Genomic DNA, 23,649 nt, shown 5'->3' with positions numbered 1-23,649 from the left:
CAGCTGATCGGTGAACTCGTCGATCACCGCCGGTCTCGTGAGGAACTTGGCCGCATACTTTCGGATCGTTTGACCCTGCGCATTCCCCTGGAAGAAGACACCAAGGTGCGGCGGGCACTCATCGAGCTTCGGCGGGATGTGCACAACCGCAGGCAGGCTCGACCGTCGGCAGTGGCTGTTGGATGCGACGCTCTGCGTGGTGAGATCGGGAACTACCAGACCTTGGATCTCCGCATCCGTGAACTGGAGAGCCACATCGACACCGAAGCGGCTGACGGCGGGTCGGACGAGTTGGCGATACTCCGTCGCTGGGCGGCCGATGTTGATGTACAACGGGGCCTCGCACTGTCGTCAGACGCCCTGCTCCATTCCCTGAATCGCCTGGCCGGCGAGGCTACCGCGCACCCCACTGGTCGCACACGTAAAGCGATGCCGTCCATGGTGACCTACTTCGGTCGTTCCACTGCCAAGGTCAGCCCTTTCAGCAGACACACTGTGATCGCGCTTGGCCCGCGACCTGACACGGTTGCAAACGGGATCCGCTCGGAGATCACCACCTCACGGGTTCTCTATCGGATGCTGCTTCGTCAGCTGGCCGCATCGTCCGAAACGAAGCAACAGATCGGATGGCGGCTGTCTGATCTTTTCCGGAGTTCCAGCGCACCGTTGTCCTGGACCCGGCGGGTTTGGTCAGGGCGCGGTGGTCCAGTCGATGAATTCAGCGAAGAAATCGTGAACTTTCCGGCAACGCCAGCTTGGGAAGGTCTTGTAATGGGCCTTCGGTCGCTGCCTGCGGTCGAACACTCATACCAGAGCCTTGTTGAGAGCCTCCGCACGAGTACGGGTGCCCCAGGTGCCGAGGAGATCGTCAACCGTCTCATTGGTATCGGCGTATTCGTACCGGTTGCGCCCGTTTCGGAGCAGGCAACCGATTTCGAGGAAAAGTGGCAGCGATTCCTTGAAGGTCTCTCGGGAAACTTGGCCGAAAAATACCGCGATGCTCACAGGGCGACCATGGGCGTGCGCCGGGGGCTTGCGGATGCCTCGGGCCCGACCCGTGCCGAGCTAATCGGACAGATCAGGGCTCGATGGACCGAGCTGCTCGAACTCGAGGACAGAGGGGAGAAGCGTAGATCCTTCACGAACCTCTTTTATGAGGACGCCTACTGTGACGAATTTACGGACCTCGACCCTGAAATACAGGGGACCTGGGCGGCGGATCTCGCTCTCTTGCTTCCAGTACTTCATGGTCTGGACGAGCAGCGCATCATCGATGCTGCCCTCCTTGACTCATTTCGTGAACGTTTTGGACCCGGCGGAAAATGCGATGATATTTTGTCGTTTGCGCAAGGACTTCGGGACGACCTTCCAAAGCGTATGGCCATAATGAGGTCTTCAGACGATCCGTTGGCGGCATTTCGACGGTCAGCAGTCAAACTGTTTTCACAATGGAACGGATCAGAAGCCGACATCGTCGAGATCGATCCCGCCGATCTTAACGAACTCAGCCGGTCGCTCCATGGATTGGGTCAGGACCGTACCCGGTCATTTGCCATCTTCGGACAGAGGCACGGAAATGACCTCGTGCTGAATCACGTCTACGGCGGTGAAGGGCGGTTTGTATCCCGTTTCCTTTCCGCGGCTCCTGACGGTTATAGGGAAATGGTAAGTGACTATGTCCGCTCGTTCACGGGCCCGGGCGCGATTCCGGCGCAACTCCGCCCGACACTCGGATTCAATGCCAATCTCTCTCCATCGTTGCTGGATCTCGACATTGCACCGCCCGATGACACGACCCACTCTCCGAGCGTTTCGGCCGCTGAACTGATGCTGCGCGAAGAGAACGGCGCGCTTCTTGTCGAAAGCCGGGATGGCCGCAGCGTGGATGTGAAGTATCTCGGATTCCTGGTTCCTTACGCTCTGCCGTCCTTGGAGCTCCTCTTGGCTTGCTCCGGAGGCGTGCCCTACCTGTCTTTCGGCGAAATTGCCGCTGACATGGTGGCTCGACGCACAGGCGATGAAGTCATCACGGCCCCCAGGATTACGGTCGGATCGCTCGTCGTGCTCAGGAGAAGATGGGCCGTGCCGACCGCGACGGTGGTCTCGCTCCTGGATGACGGAAAGGCTGCCTTCCGCCGGCTCAATGAATGGAGGCTGGAGCAGAAGATGCCCGAAATGGTTTTCGTGCGGGATCTGCCAAAGCCATTGGACCCGATGAAGGACGGCCGCGGGCCAAAGCCCATGCTCGTTGACTTCATGAGTCAGCTACACGGAATTACGCTCGCCAGACGGCTTGAAGATTTCGGCGACCAAATCCTCTTCGAAGAATGCCTGCCGACTCCAGACACCAGTGAACACCGTTCAGCTCGTGGCACCCACGCCAGCGAATGGTACTTCGAAATGAACGACTTTAGGGGGAACACCGATGATCTCTACGCTTCGCCTGAATCATCACGATGACCGCAAGCGAGAACTCCTTCTGGATCTCCTCCCGCTCCTTCGGGAGATGGAACGCGTATCGGGGATCGATGCACTCTGGATCCAGCGCCATTGGCTTCGCGGCCCGCATCTCCGCATCAACATGAGCACAGCCGCGCCGCTGCAAGAGGACATCCGCTTGGGCATCGAGGAAGCGGCTCGTCTGGCCCTCGAACGCCGACCGAGCACTCGGGAGATCGACCCCCAGGAGTGGGAGAAGACGTCGATCTCTCTCGGCCAGGCAGAGCTGGTCCCTGGCCCCTACGGTCCCGTCGCCAAGGACAACACCATCGAGTGGGAGCAACAACCGGTAGGGACCGATACCTTTGTGCGCGACCTGGAGGTGTTGAAGGTCAAAGGTGCGCTCATCAGCCAATCGCTTCCGATGGTTCAGGAAGCCCTCACACAGCAGCATGACCGGCGATCCGTCATCGCGCTATATGCGATGTTGGCGCTTGCCAAAGCGTATCCCGATGGGGGAGCGGCGCACGGCTACCTCGCTTACCTTTCGCACTGGAAAGAGTTCCTTCACTGGAATCCTGCCTCGGAGCGCATTGAAGAAGTGTGGGCGAAAAGCTATGAGAACCAGAGGGAACCGATCGCAGCTCTCTTCAAATCGTTGGGCAACCAGCCTGATCCAATGTTGGAGCGGTGGGAAGGGTGGGTAAGCGCAGCGTGGGACCCAGCCCTTGACCTGGCCCGGCGCGGACTCGTGTTGCCCTACCCGCACGCCGACCGCCTCGAGTTGGCGAAGTCGATGGGCGAGCAACTCGGCCGACGATGGGGTGGCGGGGATGACCGCAAGTACAGCGACTTCCATACCGAGTTCCGGAAACTTGACTTCACGAAACTCGGTGACAGCGACGCCTTCAGCGCCTTCCGCTTTCTCATCAATTGTCAGTTCGACATTCTGACCTTGATGGACATCCACCCGGTCGAGCGGTACACCTTGGCTTACTTCCTCTCGCGGGCCGTCGAGGACCAGGAAGCGACAACCTGGAAGACGCTGGTGGCCGGCGGCGTCGCGCGGCAAGCCCTCGACCCGTCCGCAGCGCCGACCCTTCCATGGAGGGGCGAATGAAGCGGCTTCGCGCGTCGGTCGACATCTGGAAGGACGCATCCGGGGTACAGATCGTCGCACAGGACCGAACCATCAATTTCAAAGGGAATAACGCTGCACTGCTGTGGGACGCCGTTGAACCCGCACTCCGAACAGGATTCGTTGCAGAGGGGTTGGTGGCAGCCCTGCCGATCGGTGCACGGAAGACTGTTGAATCTCTCCTGGCCGACTTGGACGCTCTTTCATTTCTTGCCGAGGCAGAAGAACCATTGGCAGTGGACGGATTGCTTGGCGCAGATGTGTTTCGGATTGTTGACGGCATCACGGAGAAACCGTTGGCCGCAAGCCGCCTGTTGGCGAAGACCACAGTTCGCCTGGGCGGACCCGACGCGGACCTGCGTCGGAACATCGAAGAATCGCTGATAGCGGCAGGTATCGACGTTGGGCCTCAAAGGGGCTCGTTGGCAGGAGCAAGCATCACCACCACGGGTGCGAGGGTGACAGTGACGGTGCAAACGCCCGGCCGTCAGGACGGTCATCTGTTGGTGTGCGATGACGGCAGCCTAGTGAAGGTTGGTCCCGTGCCGGCTGTGACAGGAGACCTGGCGACGGCAGCGGCGGTCGAAACGAACACACCCGTACCCGGACTCGAATCATTTGCTTCAGATCCTGTCGCGGCAGCGCTCGTCTCGGGCCAGGTTGTCATCGCCCTCGCCCATAACGCCGCACTTCTTGCTGAAGCAAACGAAAAGCCCCCGCTCGTGCGCAAATGGTGGGTCACTGACCGATCAATCACAGCTGAAATCCATCGGCAGGTCGATGTGGAAAATCTTCACGGGCTCTCTTCGTGGCCCATTGTTGCCGTTGAAGACTTCCCGGCCGATGGCACGGGCTTAATCGAGGCTCTCCCTGACGAACTCAGTGTCGTTTGGGACGAAGTCTTTGGCGCAGTTAAGGAACCTCATCCCCGGGACCTCCCGCAAGTGCCGGTGAGTCTCGCGGTCTGCTCCGACGCGCACGGTCGGGTACAGGGAGGGACCGCTTCTGAGCTGCCGAACGCCCGGTGGGATGCCCTTGAACCGTTGCTTCGGCAGACTCTCAAGCTTCCGACGGGCAAGGCGATAGGTCCGACCCCGATGGTCTCTGCGACGGCAGCAGTCGTGGACGAACTCTTGAATGGCAACTATGAGTGGCTTCCGGATGGGGGCCTTGGAGACTGGGGCTCTAACCCTCGCCGTGCCCTGGCCAGACTCCACCGATGGGGCGTTCCGGAAGTCGACGAGTCCGTCCTCCGTTGGGGCCCGGTAGCTGCGCATCGGGTTACGGTCACGCTCGATGGAATGCGAAGCACTGCGGTGGCGTCCGGCAAGGATTCCGCCCGGGAAATCGCCATCGCGCGCGCCGAAGGAATGCGCCAGTGGTGCACCATGCACGAGAAGACATCCGCACCGGCGGAGCGAAGCGCCGGGATCGCCGACCGGGACCTTGTCGCATCCGCGATTGAGAACGGGATGGTGTTAAGGGCTAAAGCGGTCGAAGAGGTCGGCCTGATCATCACTGAGGTGGTCGCATGAGCGAACACGTTGGAAGCCTCCCCGGAAGCGTACAGGCGACCATGTCCGACCAGCTTCGCGCGCAAAAAACGGCTCATTCCACCTTGGTCGATGGAACGCGCATTTCTGCCGCCATTGTCGGCAACACCGTCGTCATCGGCCCGGCGCGCCGTGAGTCCGGTCCGTGCTCCGAGTGCACCGATCGGTGGTCGACGGACGCACTGAATGGGCGCTCCGGTCGCTTTCAAACCGGGGATCAGCCCTGGCCTGCGCACCTTTCCGGGCTGGTTCAAGCGCTCCTGGAACGATTGCACGGCAATCCTTCGGAGTTCTTGGAGCGCGCCGCGTGCCTCAACGTCGTCGATGGATCGCTGACCTGGCATAGGATCCACGTTCATCCTTTCTGCACCCAGTGCGCCATTCAGCGTGAAGACGGGCCCGACGTCCCCGCCGTACCGCACGGCGATGAATTGCTCGACAAAAGCTCGTGGCGCGTGCGCCGTTTCGACCGCAAGGTTCTTCGTTCCGCGCTCATTGACCGCCGTATGGGGCCGGTCCTGCACATCTCCCGTGATGAGCTTTCCCCTTTGTCGTTGACGATGAGCGAGACCCTGCATCCCGGTGCGGGTCGAATCGAGGGGGGATTCGGGCGCTCTTCAACCTTCAGTTCATCCGAAGTGCCGGCACTCTTGGAAGGCCTTGAGCGGACCATGAGCGCGAACCCGCTTGGGCGCAGGACCAACGTCCTTGGAAGCTTCGACCTGCTGAAAGCAGACGCCGTCGACCCGGCCTCCCTCGGCCTGCACCACGAGGATGCGGTGCGGCATCCTCAGTTCCGGCTGGCAAACTACCGGCCGGATCTGGAGACATCGTGGGTCTGGGCGTGGTCGACACTTCAGCAGCGACAGGTTCTCCTGCCTGCCCACGTCGCCTACTGGAACGTGCAGGACGAACATCCCCGGTTCCTCTACGAGTCCTCGAACGGGTGCGCACTCGGAGGATCCTTGAACGAGGCAGTGTTGTACGGCTTGTTCGAGGTCATCGAGCGGGACGCCTTCTTGCTGGCCTGGCATTCGGGTGCCGAACTCCAGGAAATCCGGTGGAATCACCTCCCGCTGGCCAGCAACATGGCCGAACGACTCTCGGACCGGGGCATGCGGCTCCGGGTGTTGGACATGACCACCGAGTTCGGAATACCGGCCATGATGGCCGTGGTCACGGCTTCCGGGGATGCTGTGGAGCGCGACAGAGCCAGGGCCTTGAATGTCGCAGCAGGCGCCCACCCTGACCCGGACCGTGCCATCAGCGCGGCAGTCGAGGAAGCCGCAACCAACGCCCTCATGTACCCGCGGTGGCGGCGCATCTCTCCTTCAAAGTATGCCCCCGACCAGTTCAAGCCAATGCTGGAGGATTACACGAAGATCCGCACACTCGACGACCACACCGGCGTCTTCGGGCTCAACGGATCGCGACCGCTGTGGGACTTCCTCGGCGAATCCCGGTCCGCTAAAAAGGAGCCGAACGCAATCGCATCAACGGATCCCGCGATGCGCGATTCTGAGAGCACCGCTGAAGCGCTCACCCTGCTGCTGGGAAGGTTCCATGACGTGGGCCTGGACGTCATCGTTGTTGACCAGACCGCAGACGTGTACCGCGAGTCCGCCGGGGTCCATTGCGTCAAAGTGATCGTCCCCGGCACCGTACCGATGACCTTCGGCCATCTCAATGACCGCTCACACAGCATTGAACGCATTCACCGCGCTGGAGCGCTCCTTCAGAGATCCTCGTCGGTTCGCGGATCTGTGGGTAGCCCGGTCCCGCATCCGTTCCCATGACAGACCCACAAGCGAACCCGTCGGATGCTGTCTGGTGTCGTACATGGGGCAAGCGGATACTGCCAGCACCATCGACGCTCCGCACGGCGATGGTTGAACCAGTGCCCGCGGACGCGGTCCAGTACGCGGCAGCACAACTTCGGCGTACAGCCGTCGGAGAGAACCCGGACATTGATCCAGCCATGTTCTGGGCTGCAGCCATCTGGGAGACCCTGCGGATAAGACGCACGACTCCTGCTGAGTGGTACGCGCCGCACCGCTCGTATCCGTGCCCCCGGGGGATACGCAGCACCGAGGCCGCGGCCGAGGCAGCCGGGTGCGGCATCCCGCGGGCGCTGCGCTTGTCGGGCACCGGCTCCAATCTTCCCGATACCTACGGTGCCCTCCGCCGATCTCTGGTCAATCACGAGCTAGGACACCTAATCGCAAACCTCCAGTTGATCAGTTGGAGCGGGCACACTGCCCTGCGGCCGGAACACGCTCGGTGGGAGCACGGCGAAGTTGCACTGAGGGTGGTTCTGGAACAACGGTGCCCACAGCCGGTGGCCGGGTTTCTGTCGCAGTTTTCAGGCTGGACGATAGGGGCGCTCTTCGACAAGCGAACGAGTGGCCCCACCCCGACCGAAAACGAAGCCCCTCCGTCACATCACGCGGTGGAGACGCTCCTGGCATTGTCAGCCGAGGTCGGAATGACCGCCGCATCGACCTTCCCCGCCCTTCGGCCAGCACCAACTGTCCGAGTGCTGCCGGAAAGGGGAACGACAGTCCTCGTATGGTCGGCGGCTGCCATGGGGGCGAACGAACAGGATCTGGATCACTTCGACCTCCTTTGTGGATGGTGGGCGCAATGGTTGTGCCTTGCCGCAGCCTCCCAGAATGTGTCAGCTCGCCCTTTCCGTGCGTTTGACGAGGCCGACTTCGCCAGCCGCCTTCGCCTTCCGCACGATGAGCAACCACTGTATGCACTGCGGCTCACCAAGACCCGCCCCTCGCCCTTGGAAAGGACCCATCCGTGACTGTTACCGCCGAAGGCCGGCAGGACCAGAACCAGATGATCTGGCGGACCCTGGAAGTCTTTCTTCATCGCGAACTCGAAGGCACCGATGCCGTCCTACTGGACACGATCACTCCGCTAGTCGAATCTGCTGTGGCTGCCGGGAAAGTTGAGGAGTGGTACTGGCTGCGCTACTGGCACCGGGGCCCGCACCTGAGGGTGCGCGTGAAAGCTTCACGACGGACAACGGAATCCCTGCGCGATCGCCTCCTCGGGATGATTTCCGGGGGAAGAAACCTGGGCATCGACCCGGCGGACTTCTACCAGCGATTCCACTCCGTATCAGCGGACATGGAGTGGCGGAACGATGGCGACGTGGACCTTGTCGGATATGAGCCCGAAACCGACCGATACGGGGGCGAACGGGCCATCCATCTCGCCGAGGACTTCTTCTGCGTCAGTGCCAGCCTGGCTGCCGCAGTCATCGCGAATACCCGCGGCCAGGCAGACCGCCGATTCCGTATTGCTTTCGACTTCCTCGCGCTGACACTGAACGCTGCCGGATGGGAGCCCGCGGAAGCGACCCGAGAACTCCGCGGTTACTTCGCCGGCTGGGACTTCTCCCGCGAAGCCGTGCCGGGATCCACTGAGATTCCCCGCAAAGCTGCGCAGCAAGCCTGGGACGCAGGTGCAGAAATATGGCATGCACGTGTGGAAGCGGCCATTTCGGTCGCTTCCAACGCAGATGACCGGAACAACGCCTACGCAGTCTGGTTCGACGCCGTTCGGGACTATCACGCCAGCCTTATGAATCATGTAGCTCCAGATAAGGTAAATCGAATCCTCTGGTCGCAGATCCACATGTTCCATAACCGTCTCGGTCTCAGTATTGAGCAGGAGCGACTACTCTCCTGGCTGATGTCGCTGATGACGATCCAGAATGCGGCCTTAGTCGATCAAACGCAGACGATTCCGTTCCTTGAAGCAAGCCGTTACGGAGACGACGCCAGACAGCCGATCGCCGGCCAACCCGTGATTCGAACTGACGGGGGAGAGACGGCGGGATCCGGAACCCGGCTGCCAGAGCCTTTCTTGGGTAATGTCGCACTTCGCGATGTGCTGAGACATCGGCGAACTGCGATTGGTTCCCTGGAAGGACCTGTCTCCCAAGAGGCAGTTGCAACCCTGCTCAGGGAAGCTGTCGGGGTTCGCTCCGACGGGCATCGCCCGTACCCAAGTCCCGGGGCGCTCCAACCAACCGAATGCCGCGTAATTGTCACCGACGGCGGCCGTGGAACCGCTCGCCTTTTCCGGTATGACGGCGGCGACGAACTCATCAAGGAACCCAGTGGCCTTAGTGTGCAGGAACTCGGCCAGCTGAGCCCATACCTCTCGGACCCCGATGGGCTGGTGGCGCCCGTTATCCTCCTGCTCGTGAGCAGGCTGGACGTGCTTCGCTCGAAGTACAGTTCGCGTTCACTTCGTCTCGCGTTACTTGAGAGCGGTCATATCGCGCAAAACCTGGCTCTAGTTGCTACTGCAGTAGGCCTTTCCACGAGAGAAATTTCTGGATATAACGACGACGCTTTGAATGCCGCCCTTCACCTCAACGGAATCGACGCGTTCGTCAGCACGATTGTTGCTGTCGGTCGACCCTCTGATCCGGCTTCGTAATCTCGAGCGGTGTACTCGGAGGAGACGCCGCTGACGTGATCTTCACCGCGGCGCCCCGTCGCTGCATACATAAAGAGGAAAGACAGGAGAGCCCGTCTAACGGAAACCCTAGGGGCCAAAGTGAAGAGACGCTAATTGACTTGGGCTGAGATCCAATCCCACGAGACAAAGGAATGAAGATGGTAAATATCCTCGAAGAGCATGAGCGCGCATATTACGAGCGGGCTGCCGTCGCTGCAGCTGGCGTCTCCGTCCTCGGTTTGGGGATCGGAATGATTCTTAACAAAGCTGGTGCAGGCGCCGTCTGCGGAGCAGGACTGGGACTCATCTTTCGGGCGCTGGTAATTCGTCGCGAAAGGGGATGATGATCCAGCCGGCCCGCCTAGCCCTGCCGGAAAGCAGGCAAGTTGCATCGATGAAGTCCCCGGCTGACGGGCGAATCACGATGCCGGCGAGGGCACGCCAAAGTCCGGGCGTGCCTGTTCAACGGCATCGGGGTAGGACTGGCGTTTCTCGTGCGCGGTGAGGGCCTTTTAGATGCGCTGGGCTGTGGTCCTTCCGTTTGCCGGTGGGGACGACCAGGTCGGTGCAGATTGACGGGCTCACCGTTCCTGGGGCACCGCAGCACTGTCTGGAGTTTGTCGCTGGGAGGCTCCGCAATCCCGCCCGAATGCACACAGCAGAGACAGGTCTAGGTCGAAGCCGGCGCACGGCAGTCGCTATCTCGACAGCAGTTTTTGGCCGTCTGGGCGCAGTTCTCCCGTGGGTGAGACATGCCTATAGAGGGTCTGGCGGATGATCCCGAGGTCGGTTCAGAGGTCGCTGATCTTGGTGCCGGGCTTGCCCATGGAGGCCATGGCGAGCCCGAATTTGGCCGGGGTCATTTTGTAGGGGCGTCCGCCGTTGCGTCCGCGGGCCCGGGCGGAGGCGAGCCCTGCTTTGGTGCGTTCGGGGACGAGCTCGCGTTCGAATTCGGCCAGGGCGGCGAAGTTCCCGAAGACGAGATTGCCGGAGGCGGTGGTGGTGTCGATGGCGGCGCCTTGGCCGGTGAGAACCTTCAGACCGATGCCGCGTTCTGTCAGGTCGTGGACGATGTTGACCAGGTGGCGCAGGTCCAGGCCGAGCAGGTCCAGTTTCCAGACGACAAGGGTGTCGCCGTGCCGCAGCGCCTTGAGGCAGCGGGCCAGTTGTGGTCTGTCATCCTTCTTCCCGGACGCCTTGTCTTCGTACAAGTGGTCAGTCTGGATGCCGGCGACGAGGAGCGCGTGGCGTTGCAGGTCGGTGGTCTGGGAGCCGTCCGCTTTCGAGACCCGCCTTGTGGGTTCGATCGCTATGTGGCGGTGTTCTTGGGGTGGGAACCGAATACGCCTGAAAGGGGTCGTGGCCCGGCGGGACCCGGTCCATGGTGTGCTCTAGGGTGGCTGGCCATCCCGGACTGTGGGTACGGTTTTGCGGTCCGGGTGGTGATATTGCTGGGGGTGTCGGGGGTTGGCGTCGATCGATCGGACCGCCTACTGTTGCGGTTCAAGCGGGTCGTGTCTGCACGGGAGTTGGCCGAGGCGTTCAAGCCGACGCCTGAGGAGATCGCGTGGGCACGTGGGAAGACGCAGAGCCTGCTGGCCCTGGTTGTGCGGCTGAAGGCGTATCAGCGGCTGGGGTACTTCCCGAAGTTGCCGGACATCCCGGCCGTGGTTGTCGATTCCATGCGCGGCGTGCTGGGCTGCCGGTTGAGGTGTCCCTCGAGACGGGGGCGAACGCACCGCGAAGCGGCACCGGCAATTCGTCCGCGAGTATCTGGGCATGACCTATGAGGCGGCGAACACAACGACCCCGATCACCAAGAGCGGGTGGTCAAGTTCAACGAGTTGCTGGCCAACTGCGCGATCTACTCGACCGCACTGGACATCACAGACGTCGCCAACGGCCTCGCCGCCGAGGGCTATCCCGTCGACAGCGATGACCTGGCCACCATCACGCCCTACATCCAGCACACCGTCCGCCGCATGGGCGACCTCGTACTCAATCTCACCATCCAAGAAGCGCCCTGGAACCGCGTGTACTGTTCGCCCCGCGGACGTGGTGTCATGTTTTGCGTCACGTAAATTTCAGCCATAGGTTATGTCCAGCAAGTGGAATTCCAGTCAGGAGAACCCGCATGACGCACGAAATGAGCGAGACCGCGCGTCTGGCAAGGCTTCGCGCTGTCGAAGAACATATACCGGAGGAGGCCCGGGACCGGATTAAGCCGCTCGGCACTCTTGCGGGACCGGTGTCGCCGGACCGTCCGCCCGTGCCCGTCTGGGAGTACATGAACTACGCCGCAGAGCACCCGGGAATAACCGAGGACCACATGGCGGGCATCCGGTTCCCGCTGCGTTTGCACGATGGAACTCTCATGGTCACCTCGATCTCGGAGATGGTCCCAGGCAACAGACCCACACCGACTTTCGGAATCACCGTGGCCGATGTCGTCCATCTGTACCAACTGATGCACGATAGCGGGGCGGTGCTCTGGAACGCATCGAAACTCGAACATGAGGAGGTCAAACCGGCGTCCGAGTACAGGACCGAAGTATATGCCGCGTGGCGTGCCGGGCTGCGGCATACGGATCAGGAATAGGTCCGGACGAAGCAAAAAGGTCGCCAGACAGAACCCTAATGCGGCTTACGCTTGCCGTCGGTCTTGGTCTCCAGCCCGGACACCGAGGAACCTGGCTGGATTGTCAAGGTATCGGCGCCGCTTTCCCACGAGTGACAGGTCTTCCCAAGGCATAGACCGGAAGCCGTGTTCGTCGATTTCCAGGACCTCAGAACCCGGGATCGCCGTGAGTATCGGCGAGTGTGTCGCGCAGATGACTTGCGCCCCCGTGTCCGCAAGAGTCTGCAGGAGCGAGGCAAGCTCGAGCGTGGATACGAAGGACAATGCCGACTCGGGCTCGTCCATGAGATAGATGCCCGGGCGTTTGAACATCTCGTTGAAGACGGCCATGAAGCCTTCACCATGACTCATTGTCGCCGTGTCCGCGGACCAGTAACCGGGGACCCTGCTGAAGCTATTCATCATGCTGAAGGCGGTCTCGGCCCGGAGGAAGAATCCTCTTCTGGCCTGACGCCGGCCCATGAACTCCCTCATGCCCTCTACCGAAGCATCGAGCCTGAGGATCTCCCCGAGCTCGGTATTGGGCCGCGCCGGCGCATACTTGCCGCCGGCCTGTCCTCCGTGCGAGTCGAGTTTGAGCGCGCCCGCCACGGCCTCTATGAGGGTGGACTTGCCGGAGCCGTTCTCGCCCACGAGAAACGTGATCGGTGCCATGAATTCCAGTCCGTCCGAAATGAGCTGCCTCACACCTGCAACGGTGAAAGGCCACTTCGAAAGATCTTTAGGCTGGAGATGGACTGGGACATGCGCCCTGTGGATGAGCAAGAGTCCTCCTCGGCCCGTAGAGAGCAACGGCAAAAACTGCCATCATCGAGTCTATCTCCAGTGTCGGCAGCGGAAACCGAACGGGCTCTGGATGCGGCTCAGGCCACTCCGCCATCCTCCGTCCGTGTCCTCTGGTCTTCCCGATAATTCTCATAAATGGTCAGTTGTGACAGTTTTACGAACAGTGCAAATCCAAGCCGAGGATCCGCAAGCCGCGATTCGCACAATCCCCTCTCACAACCAACCCGGATCTTGACAGGGTTCTGCGAGACTGTCGGTATGCAACTCGGACCCGACGACGCCGCGGCAGCGGTCGAACGCCATCCCTGCCCACAATGCGAGGTGCCAGCCGGGAGCGTCTGCCGGACCCGGGCCGGGAAGACCACAGCAAAGTACCACACCGCGCGGTTCATCCTCGTGCCCGCCTTGCGACGGGCTCGCCGTGCCCGTTCCCGCCGGCCGCGGACCGGGCAGAAAGTGGACACGGGGCCCCGCGATCGCTGCGGCGTTGTCGGAGACGACCGGGACGCCGATCCGGATCGGCTACGCCCGATGCTCCAGCGCCACCCAGGAACTACAGTCCCAGCTCGACGCCCTCGCGGCCGCGCGCTGCACGCGGATGTTCGCCGAGAAGATCAGCACCCGCATCAAGATCCGCCCCGAGCTTGGAGAAAGCAGTCATCCTCGCCCACGAGATCAAGACCGCCGCACCGGAACAGCCGGTGATCCTGACCGTGCACGAGATGAAACGCCTGGCGCGCAATGCCGCGGAGCTGATGACCCTATCCGCAAGGCTCCATGACGGCGGGGTGCAGCTGGAGTTGCTGAGCGGACCGCTGACCGGCGTCTACGACCCGCACGGCATGGGCTCCATGCTCTTCGCCGTACTTGCCGTCGCCTCCCAACTCGACCGCGACTACATCCGCGAGACTCTCGAAGGGCAGCAGGCCGCGGCCGCGCGCGGCAACCACGGCGGCCGCCCGAAGGTGATCGACGAGGACGACGTGCTCTTCGCCCGCGCGCTCCGCGACAAGGGCACACCGATACCCGACATCGTGAGAAGCTGACCATCAAAACCGGCAAGAACGCCGGCCACCGCCCCTCAGTCGCCTCGCGATACCGCGCCCTCGCCGACAACGACGCCTGACCAGAACCTACACCGGGCACGGCCCCTTTCGGGCCTATTCGGTTCCTACCTCTTCTTTGATCGCCTGGTGGCGGCATCCCAGTGGAATCAATCCAGGGGCGTTGGACTGCCTGGGTCCTTGGCCAGCGCTGCTTCGTAGTCGGCCCGCGACTGGAGAATGCAGAAGTGGTTGCCGCCTGGATCGGCCATCACGGTCCAGCTCTCCTGTCCGGACTGACCGATGTGGGCCGTGGAGGCTCCGAGCTCAAGTGCGCGCTTGTTGCAGGCGCGCTGGTCTTCGGGTCGGAGGTCCAGATGGTGTCGCGCTGCCGGTGGGCGGACTCATCGACGGCTGGATTAGGAGAGTCGGGCCGCTGTCCCCGACGAGCATCACGGAGTCGCTGTGGTTCGGGGCGACCCGGTAGCCGAGCAAGTCACACCAGAACCGTGCAACATCCCTGGGGCGGTCGGTCTTGAGCGTGACCGTCGCGATACTTACTGCGATCATGGGACGATTCTTCCGGGAGGGCCCACCGCCAATGCCGCCACGGCGTTACCTGGCTCCGATGGGTGGCCGGTCAGACTTCCCAGTCGGAGCGGTAGCTCCTGTTGCGGAGCAGGGTGGCTAACTCGGCGTGGACAGTGACGGTCTTCTCGAGCCGGGTCTTCCTGTCTGCGGTGAGTTCGATCTGGGTCTCCCAGTCTCGGTCGGCGATGTAGGCGGTGTAGGGGTTCAGCACGCATTTGAAGTCGTACATCATCGATTGGGCCAGTATTCCTGTGGCCATGTAGCTGTGCGTGAGCCCGGCGGCGCAGACGAAGGTGACGACCTTGTCGAACCACGCGGCGGTCTGTCCCTTGTCGCCGGTCGCGCCAGTCGCTTCGATGAATGACTTCACTGTCGACGACGGCGCCCAGTTGTAGATCGGGAAGGCCAGTATGACGCCGTCGGAGGCCTGCACGATCTGGTGCAGGTCGCGGAACACGGGGCTGTCGAACACCCGGTCGTTGTCGAACGGAGGAAGCTCGAGGTACGCGAGGTCGAGCACCGGCGCATCGTGGCCGGCCGCCTTGAGCAGATCCGAGCTGATGTGTGCCAGCGCCCTGCTGCGGCTGGACGGATCAAGGCTGCAGGAGAACACCGGCAGCTTCAACTTCTCCATCAGCCGATGCTATCAAGTCGGCGCCCACCGACTTGATGTGGCTGCTGGTGATCCGCAGCTTAGCTAGAGAAAAAGCAGAGGCCCGTAACGGTAAAGGATCCCTTAGGTGCTGGAGGGTGACAAATAGCGCTGCGAAAAGACGGCCATTTATCGCTGCGACTCACAACCTCGGCGTGTCTTGTCTCATGACCGGCGTCCGCTATCTCTGTATCAGAGACGGCGTTTGCGTTACATTTGAGCGTGGCTTTGATCGGATACGCCCGATAGTTCGGCATGAGACGGGTCCAGCAGATGTGCGTCTCATTGTGAACCGCCAGTGCTATGTGGCCTTGTTCTAGCAGAGGTATGTAGCACGCCGTTAGGGGATCCTTCGAACACTTCAATAGGTGGCGCCGTGGCTGGACGTGACGACTGACGACGAGTCTGGCTGCGTCCGGGCTGTCCGTGAATTAGGTGAGGCTTAGGAGCATGGTGTCGGATCCGCCGTTCCGTCCAACGATCCGAAAGCCTCGACGTTCGTAGAGGCGTCGGACGGCGTTGCCGTCTTCAACGCTGAGGCTGATGTCTTTCACTCCACGTGACTTGGCGGTATGGATGAGTTCCCGGAGCACTGCAGTTCCAATGCCTTGTCCTCGGAATCCATCGAACGTCGTGATGGACAATTCCGGTGTGTCGGCGTTCACGAATCCATATCCAGGATTTCTTTCCGGGAGGAAGACGAGCCAGGCGACCGACCGGACATTACCGGCCTCGTGGTCCAGGATCCCAAAGTCGCGGTCACCGGGGAAATGGCGGAAGTAGTGCGAAATTTCGTCTGAATTATCGACATCCTCGAAGGTGAAACGGGACGTGTTCCAATTCATGTTCGCAAGTGTGGCCTGGCGCAGTAGCGGCCGGTCACCTGCAGAGAGTGGTCGGAAAGTCACTTCCCTACCGTACTTCCAGTAGTCCGGCGAGGGAACGTTGACGGGGGCGTGTGTGGCGTGTCATTGAGCGAGTCGATAGATGTTCTCGACGACATCACGGCCGAGGCCATCGGCATACGACCTTTCGGAGCCGATTTCCACGAATCCCGCGCGGCCAAGGACCGCGGCCGATCGGAGATTGTGCTCAGCTACGCGGGCGAGAAGTGGCCGAACGACCTCTAGGTGTACTGACCGGGGACATTGATCGACGGGTGGAGCACTCCGCTCACCGGTCATCAGATTGAGGCGAGTGCCGCTCAGCGAGGTCCACGGCGAGCTGACGGACGCGTTCGCGGGCTGTCCCCGGGGTGAGGATCTCGATGTGATCGCCGAACTGGAGGAGCTGGCGCACTGACTCGACGTCGGGGTAGCGGACAACAATTGTGCACCACCCTTTATCCGCGTCGGAGACCTCGTGGATGCGGGTTCCGAGGATGCGTCGTGCGAGGTCGAGGCGGCTTTCTCGGAGGCGGGCGGTCACGCTCACCAGTCCTGGCGTCTCGGTGCGTTCCTTCAGCGCGGCCCACATGGTGCGGAGGGTCTGACCTGTCCGTAGGGCGGCCGGAGTATCGAGCAGCTCGTAGGCCGAGAGCCGTTCCAGGGCGAACAGCCGGGCGGCGCCCTGGTCGTCGGCGATGAGGTACCAGCGGCCCGACTTCGCCACGAGCCCGTACGAGTCGACGACCCGCGTTGACGCCTGTCCCTCGACGCTGCGCCGGTACTGGATGCGCATCCGACGTCGGTGACGCAGCGCCGACGCAAGATCGGCGACGTCAACCCCCGCGCTCGGACCTGCCAGCCACGCGGTGCTGTCAACCACGATCAGGTCCGCCAGCCGCGTCAGGTTCGGAGCCCCGGGTGCCGCGGCCTGGCTGGCGGCGATCTTGCGCGAGGCCGTCTTGTGTACCGAAGTCAGTCCCAGGCGCTCGAGCTGCTCGCTATCCAAACCGGCGACGGACAGGGCCTCCAGTTCCCGAGGTTCCAGGTTGGAGGCGTTGAGCCGTGCACCGGGGAGCAGGACGATCCCGCCGTTCCGGCCCCGTTCGGCATAAACCGGCACACCTGCCGCCGAGAGCGCCTCGACATCCCGCAGCACCGTCCGTCGTGACACCTCCAGACGCTCGGCGAGCTCAGTGGTGGTGATGCGCTGGCGCGTCTGCAGGAGCAGTAGCAGGTGCAGCAACCTCGAAGCCTTCATGCTGACTAATCCTCGCAGAAAAGGTGACAGGTTCTGTCGTGATTAGACGGTCAACTGGTGCGGTACCGAGAACCCATTGACTCGAGGAGCGCTCCATGCCCGCACCCAACCTGTTCCTGATCTACGTCCGCGACGCCGAGGCCGCCGTCGCCTTCTACAGCAACCTGTTCGAGATCGAACCGACCTTCACCAGTCCCCGCTACGTGGCTTTCGAGGCTGCCCCCGGCGTCCTGTTCGCGCTGTGGACAGGACGCAACGAGCACGCAGTCCCGAGCACCCCGCGCACGAGCGAGGTCGGACTAATGGTGCCCGGACCGGCGGCCGCAGTTGACGAGACCTTCACGAATTGGGTCTCAAAAGGCGTCCACGTCGTGGAAGAGCCGCACGACGACGTCTTCGGCCGCACGTTCGTGGTCACGGACCCGGACGGCAACCTCATCCGGGTCTCCCCGGTGGACTGACCCGCACGAACCCCGCCCACTATAGTTCGCCCTCGAAGGGCCGGCCACGCCCGATGGTCGGCCCTTCGGCCTGTCCAGGTGCCCAGACATGTCACATCCGAACGCTGCCCTCACCCCACGCCACCGCCTGAAAGTCGCGCGCCTCGTCGTTGACGACGGGTGGCCAATCAGTGAAGTCGCCGCCCGCTTCCAAGTCTCCTGGCCTACCGTGAAGCGCTGGGTCGACCGCTACCTCACTGGCGAGTCCATGCATGACCGCTCGTTACGACCGAAAATCTCGCCGAACAAGACGCCCAAAGCCGTAACGATGCGCTGCGTCAGCTTACGGATGCGGTTGCGGGAAGGACCGGTCCAGTTGGCATCCCGGCTTGGCATCGCACCCTCTACGTTCCACCGCATCCTCACCGCGGCGCGGCTGAATCGGCTGTCTTATCTCGACCGTGCCACCGGGGAACCCATCCGCGCTTACGAGCACCCTCACCCCGGCTCGCTGGTGCACGTGGACGTGAAGAAGCTTGGGAACATCCCTGACAGCGGCGGGTGGCGCTACGTCGGCCGCCGCCAAGGCGAGAAGAACCGCTCGGCCACTCCCGACAAGCCGAAGAGCAAGTGGGGCAACCGGAAGCTCGGGTACGCCTTCGTACACACAATCATCTACGACAACTCACGCGTCGCGTACACCGAGGTACTCGACGACGAGACCGGGGTCACCGCCGTCGGGGTGCTGCGCCGCGCTGTGGAGTGGTTCGCCGAACGCGGCGTCACGATCGAACGGGTTCTGTCCGACAACGGTGGCGCCTACCGGTCCTTCCTGTGGCGCGACACCTGCGAGGCTCTCGCCATCAAACCGAAGCGCACGCGCCCATACCGGCCACAAACGAACGGAAAGGTCGAGAGATTCCATCGGACGATGGCCGACGGCTGGGCCTACGCCCGCTGCTACCAGTCAGAGCAAGAGCGCCGGGACGCGCTCGAGGCATGGCTGCACCACTACAACCACCATCGGCCCCACACTGCCTGCGCCAACAACCGCCTTTCACGCGATTAACCAACTTGTCCGGTCGGTACATCTAGGTACAGGAACACGCGGAGGGCCGCGGATGCCAGTCCGTCGCCCCATCGATGTGGGGAGATCCAGTATGACACCCCACGGTCACCGTCCATTGGGAAGTTCGCAATCGTTCCCACCAAGCCGTTGCTGTGATCGATTGCTTGCAGGGTCACAGCAGGATCGCTTCGGACCCCTCAACGGAGCTCCTGCCGGAGGCCGGCCAACCCGCGCGCTGGGTTGACGTTCGCTCGGACTGGCGCACCTTCCACGAACCGGATGCGACTGTGATAGCCCGGTTTGCAGAACGACAGAGCACCTCACCTACGGCTGCTGCCCGCAATTGAATGGACGCGTTGACGTTTACCCCGGCGACCACGCGGCTCCGCCCCGGACAACTGGCACTTGGTGACAGGCGGCACAGCTTCAGTTTGTTCCCCACGAGCCATCCGCCCGCTAAAGGACCGGCTTACGGGCAGCGAATTCAGTTGACTGCTCGCTCGCAGCGGTCGGCTCATCAGGGTATTTTGGGCTGATGGAGGAAACTAGCCCCACCGAGGCCAAAGACGACGCCGACTGGAGGCATCCCCATGCTGATGAGATCGACGAACTCAGCGCTCAGATAGATGCTCATGCGGGAGCGCGTCGGACAATGCTGCTAAACGATCTAGTTCGAACGTTCGACGCATGGGCTCGCTTCTCGCAGACCCTCGGAGGCATTCTCCAAAATTGCGAAACCAATGCAGGCACGACTGCGGCTGCAATGCGAAGCGGCGGTGACCAGAAGCAAAGGGCTTCGATCATCACGCCGCTCGACCAAGCGATCATCGCCTACGCAGCGGGGATCGGTGCCGTCGTCGACCAAACTCGCAATGCACTAAAACTTCAAAGTGCCTCACTGCGAGAGGCAGAGGCCCACCACAGAAATGCCTTAATTGACCCGATCCCAGGTGCAGCGTTCCTGACGAAACTGAGAAACTATGTCCTCCACTACCTCGCAGCCCCATGGGGATTCAGGTTCCGGCTGAACGACGACAACCTCACAGGAGAAGTTCTGCTCGAGCCGACCGCGCTCCTCAAATTCGATGGTTGGACGTCGCCCGCGCGTGAGTTCATTCAGCTGCAGAGCGATGGGATCCAGCTGAGCAAGTTGTTGCAGCCGTTCTTAACTGCACTGGGAGACCACACGACCTGGATTCTCGAAAAGTGCGCTAACGAAAACGCCCCGCTTCTCGACGAAGTGAACGGAATCATTGCGAAAAAGAACCTCCTGCTGACAGGTGGGGTAACAGATGGCAGCGACTGGGAGGCTCGTATGGCTCATACCGTCGAAAATCTAGAGAGGATCAGGAAAGGCGAGCCACAGACCGACTTCAGGACCGGTGAGCCTATCCATCGGGATCAATAGCCGCACAATTGCAAGTGAGACGTGCAAGGGTGTCTGCGTTCGGTCGGGATCCCGCTTCTGGCCTCGCTCTGTTACGTTCGGAACATGCTCGTCGTCCTGCGTGGTAACTCCGGCTCCGGTAAGAGCACCACCGCGGCGGCTCTACAAGAAGCGCTGGGCTGGCCGACTGCGGTCCTCAGCCAGGATCATTTCCGGCGAATCGTGTACCAGGAGCGTGAACAGGAGAGCCTCGCCCACGCAGACCTTCTCGAAGTCGCGGCGGCTCACTGCCTCCGCGCCGGGCATCACGTCATCCTTGAAGGGATATTCAACGCGGAGCGATATTCGGCGATGCTCGAACGCGTCGCTGCCCAAAGCAACGACGCAAGGTTCTACGCCTACGACCTAACGTTCGACGAAACCGTCCGCAGGCACGCTATGCGGCCACAAGCGACGGACTTCACAGAGGCCGAGATGCGGTCCTGGTACCACGGCTGGCAGCCGCTATCTTTCGTGGAAGAAGAGCGCATCAACGCATCGGAATCGACGAGCCGCATCGTGGCGCGCATTCTCGGCATGGCCGCCCGATAGCCGATCCTTGGCCGGACGTTACGCGGACAGCAGGCATTTCGGTGCCGGGCGGCCCACCTCGGGTTTGTTTTACTTGAGGCCATGGAAACAGAAGCAGCTGACGGCAACAGCCGTGCCCTGAAGGCTGACGGCCTGGTCAATGCCCGCGATCTCGGTGGACTCAGACGGGCGGATGGGACCGTAACACCGCATGGAGTGTTTTTCCGAAGCGAAAACGTCGACTGGCTCACCCCGGACGGGTGGCAGCAGCTCCATGATGCCGGGATCCGCACCGTCGTCGACCTTCGCCAACAACGCGAGCGTGATAAGGACACCCAGGAGCGTCCCGGCTGGCTCACCACCATCCACGTAGACCTCGACGGCCTTGAGGACACCGAGTTCTGGGCCGACTACTGGGACAACGGGCTGGTAGGCACCGCACTCTACTTCTTGCCTCACCTCACGACCATGCCCGAACGAGCAGGCGCCGCCCTGTCCTCGATCGTCAACGCTCCACCAGGAGGCGTCCTGTTTCACTGCATGGGCGGCAGGGACAGGACCGGGATAATTGCCATGCTGCTGCTCTCGGCCATCGGCGTCCAGGATGAGGCCATCGTGGATGACTACCTTGAAACAGTGAGGCTAGGCGATCTGCGGGCCGCCAGCAGCAATCGGAACAATGTCGAACCCCTGCTCAACGAACTCTGCGAACGCCATGGCACGACCACGGAAGGGGCATTCCGCGCCGCATTAGCAGGCTTCGATCTGGATAGTTTCATCGAAGCTGCACGGCTTAGTCACGAGGACCGGGCCATACTTGCTAGCTGGCGCGGTAACGTCAACAACCTAAGCGCAGCGGCCAATTAAAGCTGCGATTAACTTCCACGCGCAGTAACAGTCATAGGGGAGATGATTTCCTGGTCTGTTCGGTGAGGGATCGGCTTTCGCGCGGCGAGGTGACAGTCAATGCTGCAATAAAATGCCTCCATTTAGCGCTGAGATTCGTACCCGTGAGGTTGTGGACCGATAGCCTCGAAGCGTGCTCCGCGCGCGGCTGCGGCAGCAACCGCAATCGATAGGGTAGGTGTACCGTCAGGAACAAGTCCCCGCGGCGCTGGACATCACGTACCAGAGTCTTCGCCGCACCCAGGGGAGACTCGGCGACTTGTTTGAGGAGAGATGACAACAGTGGGAATCACCCCAGGCGCCTTAGTCGCAGTCTTTGTCACACTGTTCGTGGTCTTTGTCGCGCTGTACGTCGTCCGCCGAAGGAAGTGACCACTCGGCGGCCAAGCCCCTCAGCCCGCGCACAACCTCACGGGGAAGAACAGCTAAGGAAGCTGACTATCCGGAAATTCACTACCGACAGTTTGACCGGCGATGGCGGGGGTCAAACTGTCGTGGTCGAGATCGCTGCGAACTCGTTCTCTTTCTGGGCTCGATGGAGCGTCGAGTGCCCGGTGAAGGATCCATTACCGGGCTAGCTGTGGTTAGAGGCCGATCCCGAGTTCGTCTGCCCATAGCCTCTTGGTGGCCCGTTCGAGTTCGGCGGGCCAGTCCGCATGACAACTCCCTGCGAGCCGGTGGGCTCTCCCGAGGTACGCGGAGGCGATCGCCTCCAGCGCTTCACGCTGGCTGGGTTCGTTTACCCCGAGGGAAGGAAGGCCACGAAGGCAGGCCATCTGCTCGCTGTTCAGCCGCCCGGTGAGCCTCTTCGGCCCGGCTTCGTTTCCGATCCCGTTCTCGGCCAGCATGAGCTGGACCAGGAGGTGGTCTCGCATCATCGCGGTTGTCTGGGAGACCGCGATGAGATCTCCGCGGTGGAGCGAAGCGACGGCGGTTCCCATGGAGTAAAGGAAGATCTGGACCTGCCGGCCAGGAAAGTATGGACTCCCCACATCCGATGTCCTTGCGGTGTCACGGCCGATGAGTGAATCCTTATCGATCAGCACCCGGCGCGGCGTGTCCTGGGCGAGTTCGGCTGCCCTCGAATGGACGACGAGGTCGATGTGGACCCACTCTGGCGTCAGACAGATGAAGGCGCCGAACAGCCCGGGAATAGAATCCGCCAGCACCAGCGGCGTGATCGATTCCAGCCACTCGACGGCATTGAATGCGTTGGGCTCGTCGACTAGGAGATGCAGATCGATGTCGCTCCACTCATCCTCCAGGCCCGAGGCGAAGGAGCCTTCCAGCCATGCGGAGCGCACGCGGTCATCGTCGCTGCACGCAGCCACCAGACGGGCGAGAGTGGGCCGAAGACGAACGGGAACGGCATCATCGACTTGGGTCATGCACGCATTCTCCCACCTGATTCTTGATTGACTGCCTTGACCGGTTGCAATAATGCGCCCGAGGAGGGTCGTCCCCACATACCGAGACCCGGTGCCGCTTAGGGATCGGTTAACGGTGATTGTGTCAACTCTTTTTGGCCCCGGCATGACGGCTATTTTTGGCCCCACTTTTCCGATGTCAACCTGATTCAGGACCGTTGAGACGGATTGCTCGAATGACCACCCGTATCGTTTCCTTACTGGCGAGAGTGCCCAGGCATCTGTGTATTTGCGTCTACCGGGATATGCCGACAGTGCCATCCTCTGGGAGACTGCACTCAGATAGATCCCAAAGGCAAACGCGAGGGGGCCCTGTGGTCGGAGAGACACTTCAACCAACGCCGCGTGGATGGTGGGAAAAAGCCTTTGTGGTGGGTCTC

The 23,649-nt window shown here is 61.8% G+C and carries 22 protein-coding genes and 4 pseudogenes; 18 read left to right on the top strand and 8 right to left on the bottom strand.

The annotated features are described in order from the left end of the window. The first annotated feature begins 69 nt into the window (after window positions 1-69). The 6 genes from E1809_RS19845 to E1809_RS19820 all read left to right on the top strand — a co-directional run bounded on the left by E1809_RS19845 (window position 70) and on the right by E1809_RS19820 (window position 9,959). Complete coding sequence (locus E1809_RS19845; protein ID WP_165962406.1) at window positions 70-2,460, top strand: lantibiotic dehydratase; 2,391 nt, start codon at window positions 70-72, stop codon at window positions 2,458-2,460. After that, entirely contained in the window at window positions 2,426-3,559 is a 1,134-nt protein-coding gene (locus E1809_RS19840; RefSeq protein ID WP_133205963.1) for a lantibiotic dehydratase C-terminal domain-containing protein, read from the top strand. Before E1809_RS19845 ends, E1809_RS19840 begins: the two co-directional genes overlap by 35 nt. Further along, the gene (locus E1809_RS19835) at window positions 3,556-5,112 is read left to right on the top strand and encodes a hypothetical protein (RefSeq protein WP_133205962.1); all 1,557 of its coding nucleotides are present in this window, start codon (window positions 3,556-3,558) and stop codon (window positions 5,110-5,112) included. Before E1809_RS19840 ends, E1809_RS19835 begins: the two co-directional genes overlap by 4 nt. After that, window positions 5,109-6,926, top strand: a complete 1,818-nt coding sequence (locus E1809_RS19830; protein WP_133205961.1) for a YcaO-like family protein — start codon at window positions 5,109-5,111, stop codon at window positions 6,924-6,926. Before E1809_RS19835 ends, E1809_RS19830 begins: the two co-directional genes overlap by 4 nt. A gap of 1,012 nt (window positions 6,927-7,938) precedes the next feature. Further along, window positions 7,939-9,594: a thiopeptide-type bacteriocin biosynthesis protein gene (locus tag E1809_RS19825; RefSeq protein ID WP_133205960.1), complete on the top strand. Its 1,656-nt coding sequence runs from the start codon at window positions 7,939-7,941 to the stop codon at window positions 9,592-9,594. Window positions 9,595-9,773: 179 nt separating this feature from the next. Continuing rightward, window positions 9,774-9,959: a hypothetical protein gene (locus tag E1809_RS19820; RefSeq protein WP_133205959.1), complete on the top strand. Its 186-nt coding sequence runs from the start codon at window positions 9,774-9,776 to the stop codon at window positions 9,957-9,959. 447 nt (window positions 9,960-10,406) lie between these two features. Here the strand turns inward: E1809_RS19820 and E1809_RS19815 are convergent, their stop codons facing one another. Beyond that, complete coding sequence (locus tag E1809_RS19815; RefSeq protein WP_133205958.1) at window positions 10,407-10,922, bottom strand: recombinase family protein; 516 nt, start codon at window positions 10,920-10,922, stop codon at window positions 10,407-10,409. Here E1809_RS19815 and E1809_RS28030 point away from each other — a divergent pair. The 3 genes and pseudogenes from E1809_RS28030 to E1809_RS19800 all read left to right on the top strand — a co-directional run bounded on the left by E1809_RS28030 (window position 10,827) and on the right by E1809_RS19800 (window position 12,214). After that, window positions 10,827-11,405: a DUF4158 domain-containing protein gene (locus tag E1809_RS28030; RefSeq protein ID WP_205754267.1), complete on the top strand. Its 579-nt coding sequence runs from the start codon at window positions 10,827-10,829 to the stop codon at window positions 11,403-11,405. The genes E1809_RS19815 and E1809_RS28030 overlap by 96 nt on opposite strands. 21 nt (window positions 11,406-11,426) lie before the next feature. Continuing rightward, window positions 11,427-11,696: pseudogene (locus E1809_RS19805) on the top strand (Tn3 family transposase); the annotation flags it as partial. Between the two features lie 53 nt (window positions 11,697-11,749). Continuing rightward, entirely contained in the window at window positions 11,750-12,214 is a 465-nt protein-coding gene (locus E1809_RS19800; protein WP_133205955.1) for a hypothetical protein, read from the top strand. A 45-nt stretch (window positions 12,215-12,259) separates the two neighbouring features. Here E1809_RS19800 and E1809_RS19795 read toward each other — a convergent pair whose 3' ends face one another. After that, the gene (locus E1809_RS19795) at window positions 12,260-12,940 is read right to left on the bottom strand and encodes an AAA family ATPase (RefSeq protein ID WP_215279628.1); all 681 of its coding nucleotides are present in this window, start codon (window positions 12,938-12,940) and stop codon (window positions 12,260-12,262) included. A gap of 234 nt (window positions 12,941-13,174) precedes the next feature. On the opposite strand from E1809_RS19795, the pseudogene E1809_RS28110 reads away from it, so the two are divergent. The 3 genes and pseudogenes from E1809_RS28110 to E1809_RS27140 form a co-directional block, all read left to right on the top strand. Further along, a pseudogene (locus tag E1809_RS28110) lies at window positions 13,175-13,456 on the top strand (zinc finger domain-containing protein); the annotation flags it as partial. Window positions 13,457-13,460: 4 nt separating this feature from the next. Then, window positions 13,461-13,631 (top strand): annotated as a pseudogene (locus E1809_RS28025) (hypothetical protein); the annotation flags it as partial. 52 nt (window positions 13,632-13,683) lie between these two features. Then, window positions 13,684-14,085: a recombinase family protein gene (locus tag E1809_RS27140; RefSeq protein WP_205754266.1), complete on the top strand. Its 402-nt coding sequence runs from the start codon at window positions 13,684-13,686 to the stop codon at window positions 14,083-14,085. 167 nt (window positions 14,086-14,252) lie between these two features. On the opposite strand, the gene E1809_RS28020 is transcribed toward E1809_RS27140, so the two are convergent. From E1809_RS28020 to E1809_RS19775, 4 genes are all read right to left on the bottom strand, one after another. After that, complete coding sequence (locus E1809_RS28020; protein ID WP_165962417.1) at window positions 14,253-14,459, bottom strand: VOC family protein; 207 nt, start codon at window positions 14,457-14,459, stop codon at window positions 14,253-14,255. Then, entirely contained in the window at window positions 14,410-14,652 is a 243-nt protein-coding gene (locus tag E1809_RS19785) for a VOC family protein (RefSeq protein ID WP_133205953.1), read from the bottom strand. Before E1809_RS19785 ends, E1809_RS28020 begins: the two co-directional genes overlap by 50 nt. 70 nt (window positions 14,653-14,722) lie before the next feature. Beyond that, window positions 14,723-15,307: an NADPH-dependent FMN reductase gene (locus E1809_RS19780; protein WP_133205952.1), complete on the bottom strand. Its 585-nt coding sequence runs from the start codon at window positions 15,305-15,307 to the stop codon at window positions 14,723-14,725. A gap of 449 nt (window positions 15,308-15,756) precedes the next feature. After that, window positions 15,757-16,233 (bottom strand): GNAT family N-acetyltransferase, encoded by a 477-nt coding sequence (locus E1809_RS19775; RefSeq protein WP_133205951.1) that lies wholly within the window; start codon window positions 16,231-16,233, stop codon window positions 15,757-15,759. A gap of 63 nt (window positions 16,234-16,296) precedes the next feature. Between E1809_RS19775 and E1809_RS26820 the strand changes: the two genes are divergently transcribed. Continuing rightward, window positions 16,297-16,455, top strand: coding sequence for a hypothetical protein (locus E1809_RS26820; protein ID WP_165962403.1), 159 nt, complete (start codon window positions 16,297-16,299; stop codon window positions 16,453-16,455). Window positions 16,456-16,498: 43 nt separating this feature from the next. On the opposite strand, the gene E1809_RS19765 is transcribed toward E1809_RS26820, so the two are convergent. Beyond that, window positions 16,499-17,470, bottom strand: coding sequence for a helix-turn-helix transcriptional regulator (locus tag E1809_RS19765; RefSeq protein WP_133205950.1), 972 nt, complete (start codon window positions 17,468-17,470; stop codon window positions 16,499-16,501). A 95-nt stretch (window positions 17,471-17,565) separates the two neighbouring features. Here E1809_RS19765 and E1809_RS19760 point away from each other — a divergent pair, with 95 nt between their 5' ends. The 5 genes and pseudogenes from E1809_RS19760 to E1809_RS19740 all read left to right on the top strand — a co-directional run bounded on the left by E1809_RS19760 (window position 17,566) and on the right by E1809_RS19740 (window position 21,803). Further along, window positions 17,566-17,931: a VOC family protein gene (locus E1809_RS19760; protein ID WP_133205949.1), complete on the top strand. Its 366-nt coding sequence runs from the start codon at window positions 17,566-17,568 to the stop codon at window positions 17,929-17,931. An 88-nt stretch (window positions 17,932-18,019) separates the two neighbouring features. Further along, window positions 18,020-19,005, top strand: a pseudogene (locus tag E1809_RS19755) (IS481 family transposase). A gap of 509 nt (window positions 19,006-19,514) precedes the next feature. Next, on the top strand, window positions 19,515-20,387 hold the full coding sequence (locus tag E1809_RS19750; RefSeq protein ID WP_133205947.1) for a hypothetical protein: 873 nt from the start codon (window positions 19,515-19,517) through the stop codon (window positions 20,385-20,387). 84 nt (window positions 20,388-20,471) lie between these two features. Then, window positions 20,472-20,957 carry an AAA family ATPase gene (locus E1809_RS19745; protein WP_133205946.1) on the top strand — a complete coding sequence of 162 codons (486 nt, stop codon included), beginning with the start codon at window positions 20,472-20,474 and terminating at the stop codon, window positions 20,955-20,957. An 81-nt stretch (window positions 20,958-21,038) separates the two neighbouring features. Further along, a complete protein-coding gene (locus E1809_RS19740) occupies window positions 21,039-21,803 on the top strand; it encodes a tyrosine-protein phosphatase (RefSeq protein ID WP_133205945.1) in 765 nt (254 codons plus the stop codon). A 623-nt stretch (window positions 21,804-22,426) separates the two neighbouring features. Here E1809_RS19740 and E1809_RS19735 read toward each other — a convergent pair. Further along, complete coding sequence (locus tag E1809_RS19735; RefSeq protein WP_165962402.1) at window positions 22,427-23,230, bottom strand: nucleotidyltransferase domain-containing protein; 804 nt, start codon at window positions 23,228-23,230, stop codon at window positions 22,427-22,429. Window positions 23,231-23,649 lie beyond the last annotated feature (419 nt).

The sequence above is a fragment of the Arthrobacter terricola genome, assembly GCF_004354015.1.
GTDB classification, from domain to species: Bacteria; Actinomycetota; Actinomycetes; order Actinomycetales; family Micrococcaceae; genus Arthrobacter; species Arthrobacter terricola.
This window is presented reverse-complemented; position numbering and strand designations above follow the sequence as displayed.

Coding starts and splice junctions, on each gene's coding strand:
- E1809_RS19840 (WP_133205963.1), top strand. CDS start 2,426: ATGATCTCTACGCTTCGCCTGAATCATCACGATGACCGCAAGCGAGAA.
- E1809_RS19835 (WP_133205962.1), top strand. CDS start 3,556: ATGAAGCGGCTTCGCGCGTCGGTCGACATCTGGAAGGACGCATCCGGG.
- E1809_RS19830 (WP_133205961.1), top strand. CDS start 5,109: ATGAGCGAACACGTTGGAAGCCTCCCCGGAAGCGTACAGGCGACCATG.
- E1809_RS19820 (WP_133205959.1), top strand. CDS start 9,774: ATGGTAAATATCCTCGAAGAGCATGAGCGCGCATATTACGAGCGGGCT.
- E1809_RS19800 (WP_133205955.1), top strand. CDS start 11,750: ATGACGCACGAAATGAGCGAGACCGCGCGTCTGGCAAGGCTTCGCGCT.
- E1809_RS19785 (WP_133205953.1), bottom strand. CDS start 14,652: ATGATCGCAGTAAGTATCGCGACGGTCACGCTCAAGACCGACCGCCCC.
- E1809_RS19780 (WP_133205952.1), bottom strand. CDS start 15,307: ATGGAGAAGTTGAAGCTGCCGGTGTTCTCCTGCAGCCTTGATCCGTCC.
- E1809_RS19765 (WP_133205950.1), bottom strand. CDS start 17,470: ATGAAGGCTTCGAGGTTGCTGCACCTGCTACTGCTCCTGCAGACGCGC.
- E1809_RS19760 (WP_133205949.1), top strand. CDS start 17,566: ATGCCCGCACCCAACCTGTTCCTGATCTACGTCCGCGACGCCGAGGCC.
- E1809_RS19750 (WP_133205947.1), top strand. CDS start 19,515: ATGGAGGAAACTAGCCCCACCGAGGCCAAAGACGACGCCGACTGGAGG.
- E1809_RS19745 (WP_133205946.1), top strand. CDS start 20,472: ATGCTCGTCGTCCTGCGTGGTAACTCCGGCTCCGGTAAGAGCACCACC.
- E1809_RS19740 (WP_133205945.1), top strand. CDS start 21,039: ATGGAAACAGAAGCAGCTGACGGCAACAGCCGTGCCCTGAAGGCTGAC.
- E1809_RS19735 (WP_165962402.1), bottom strand. CDS start 23,230: ATGACCCAAGTCGATGATGCCGTTCCCGTTCGTCTTCGGCCCACTCTC.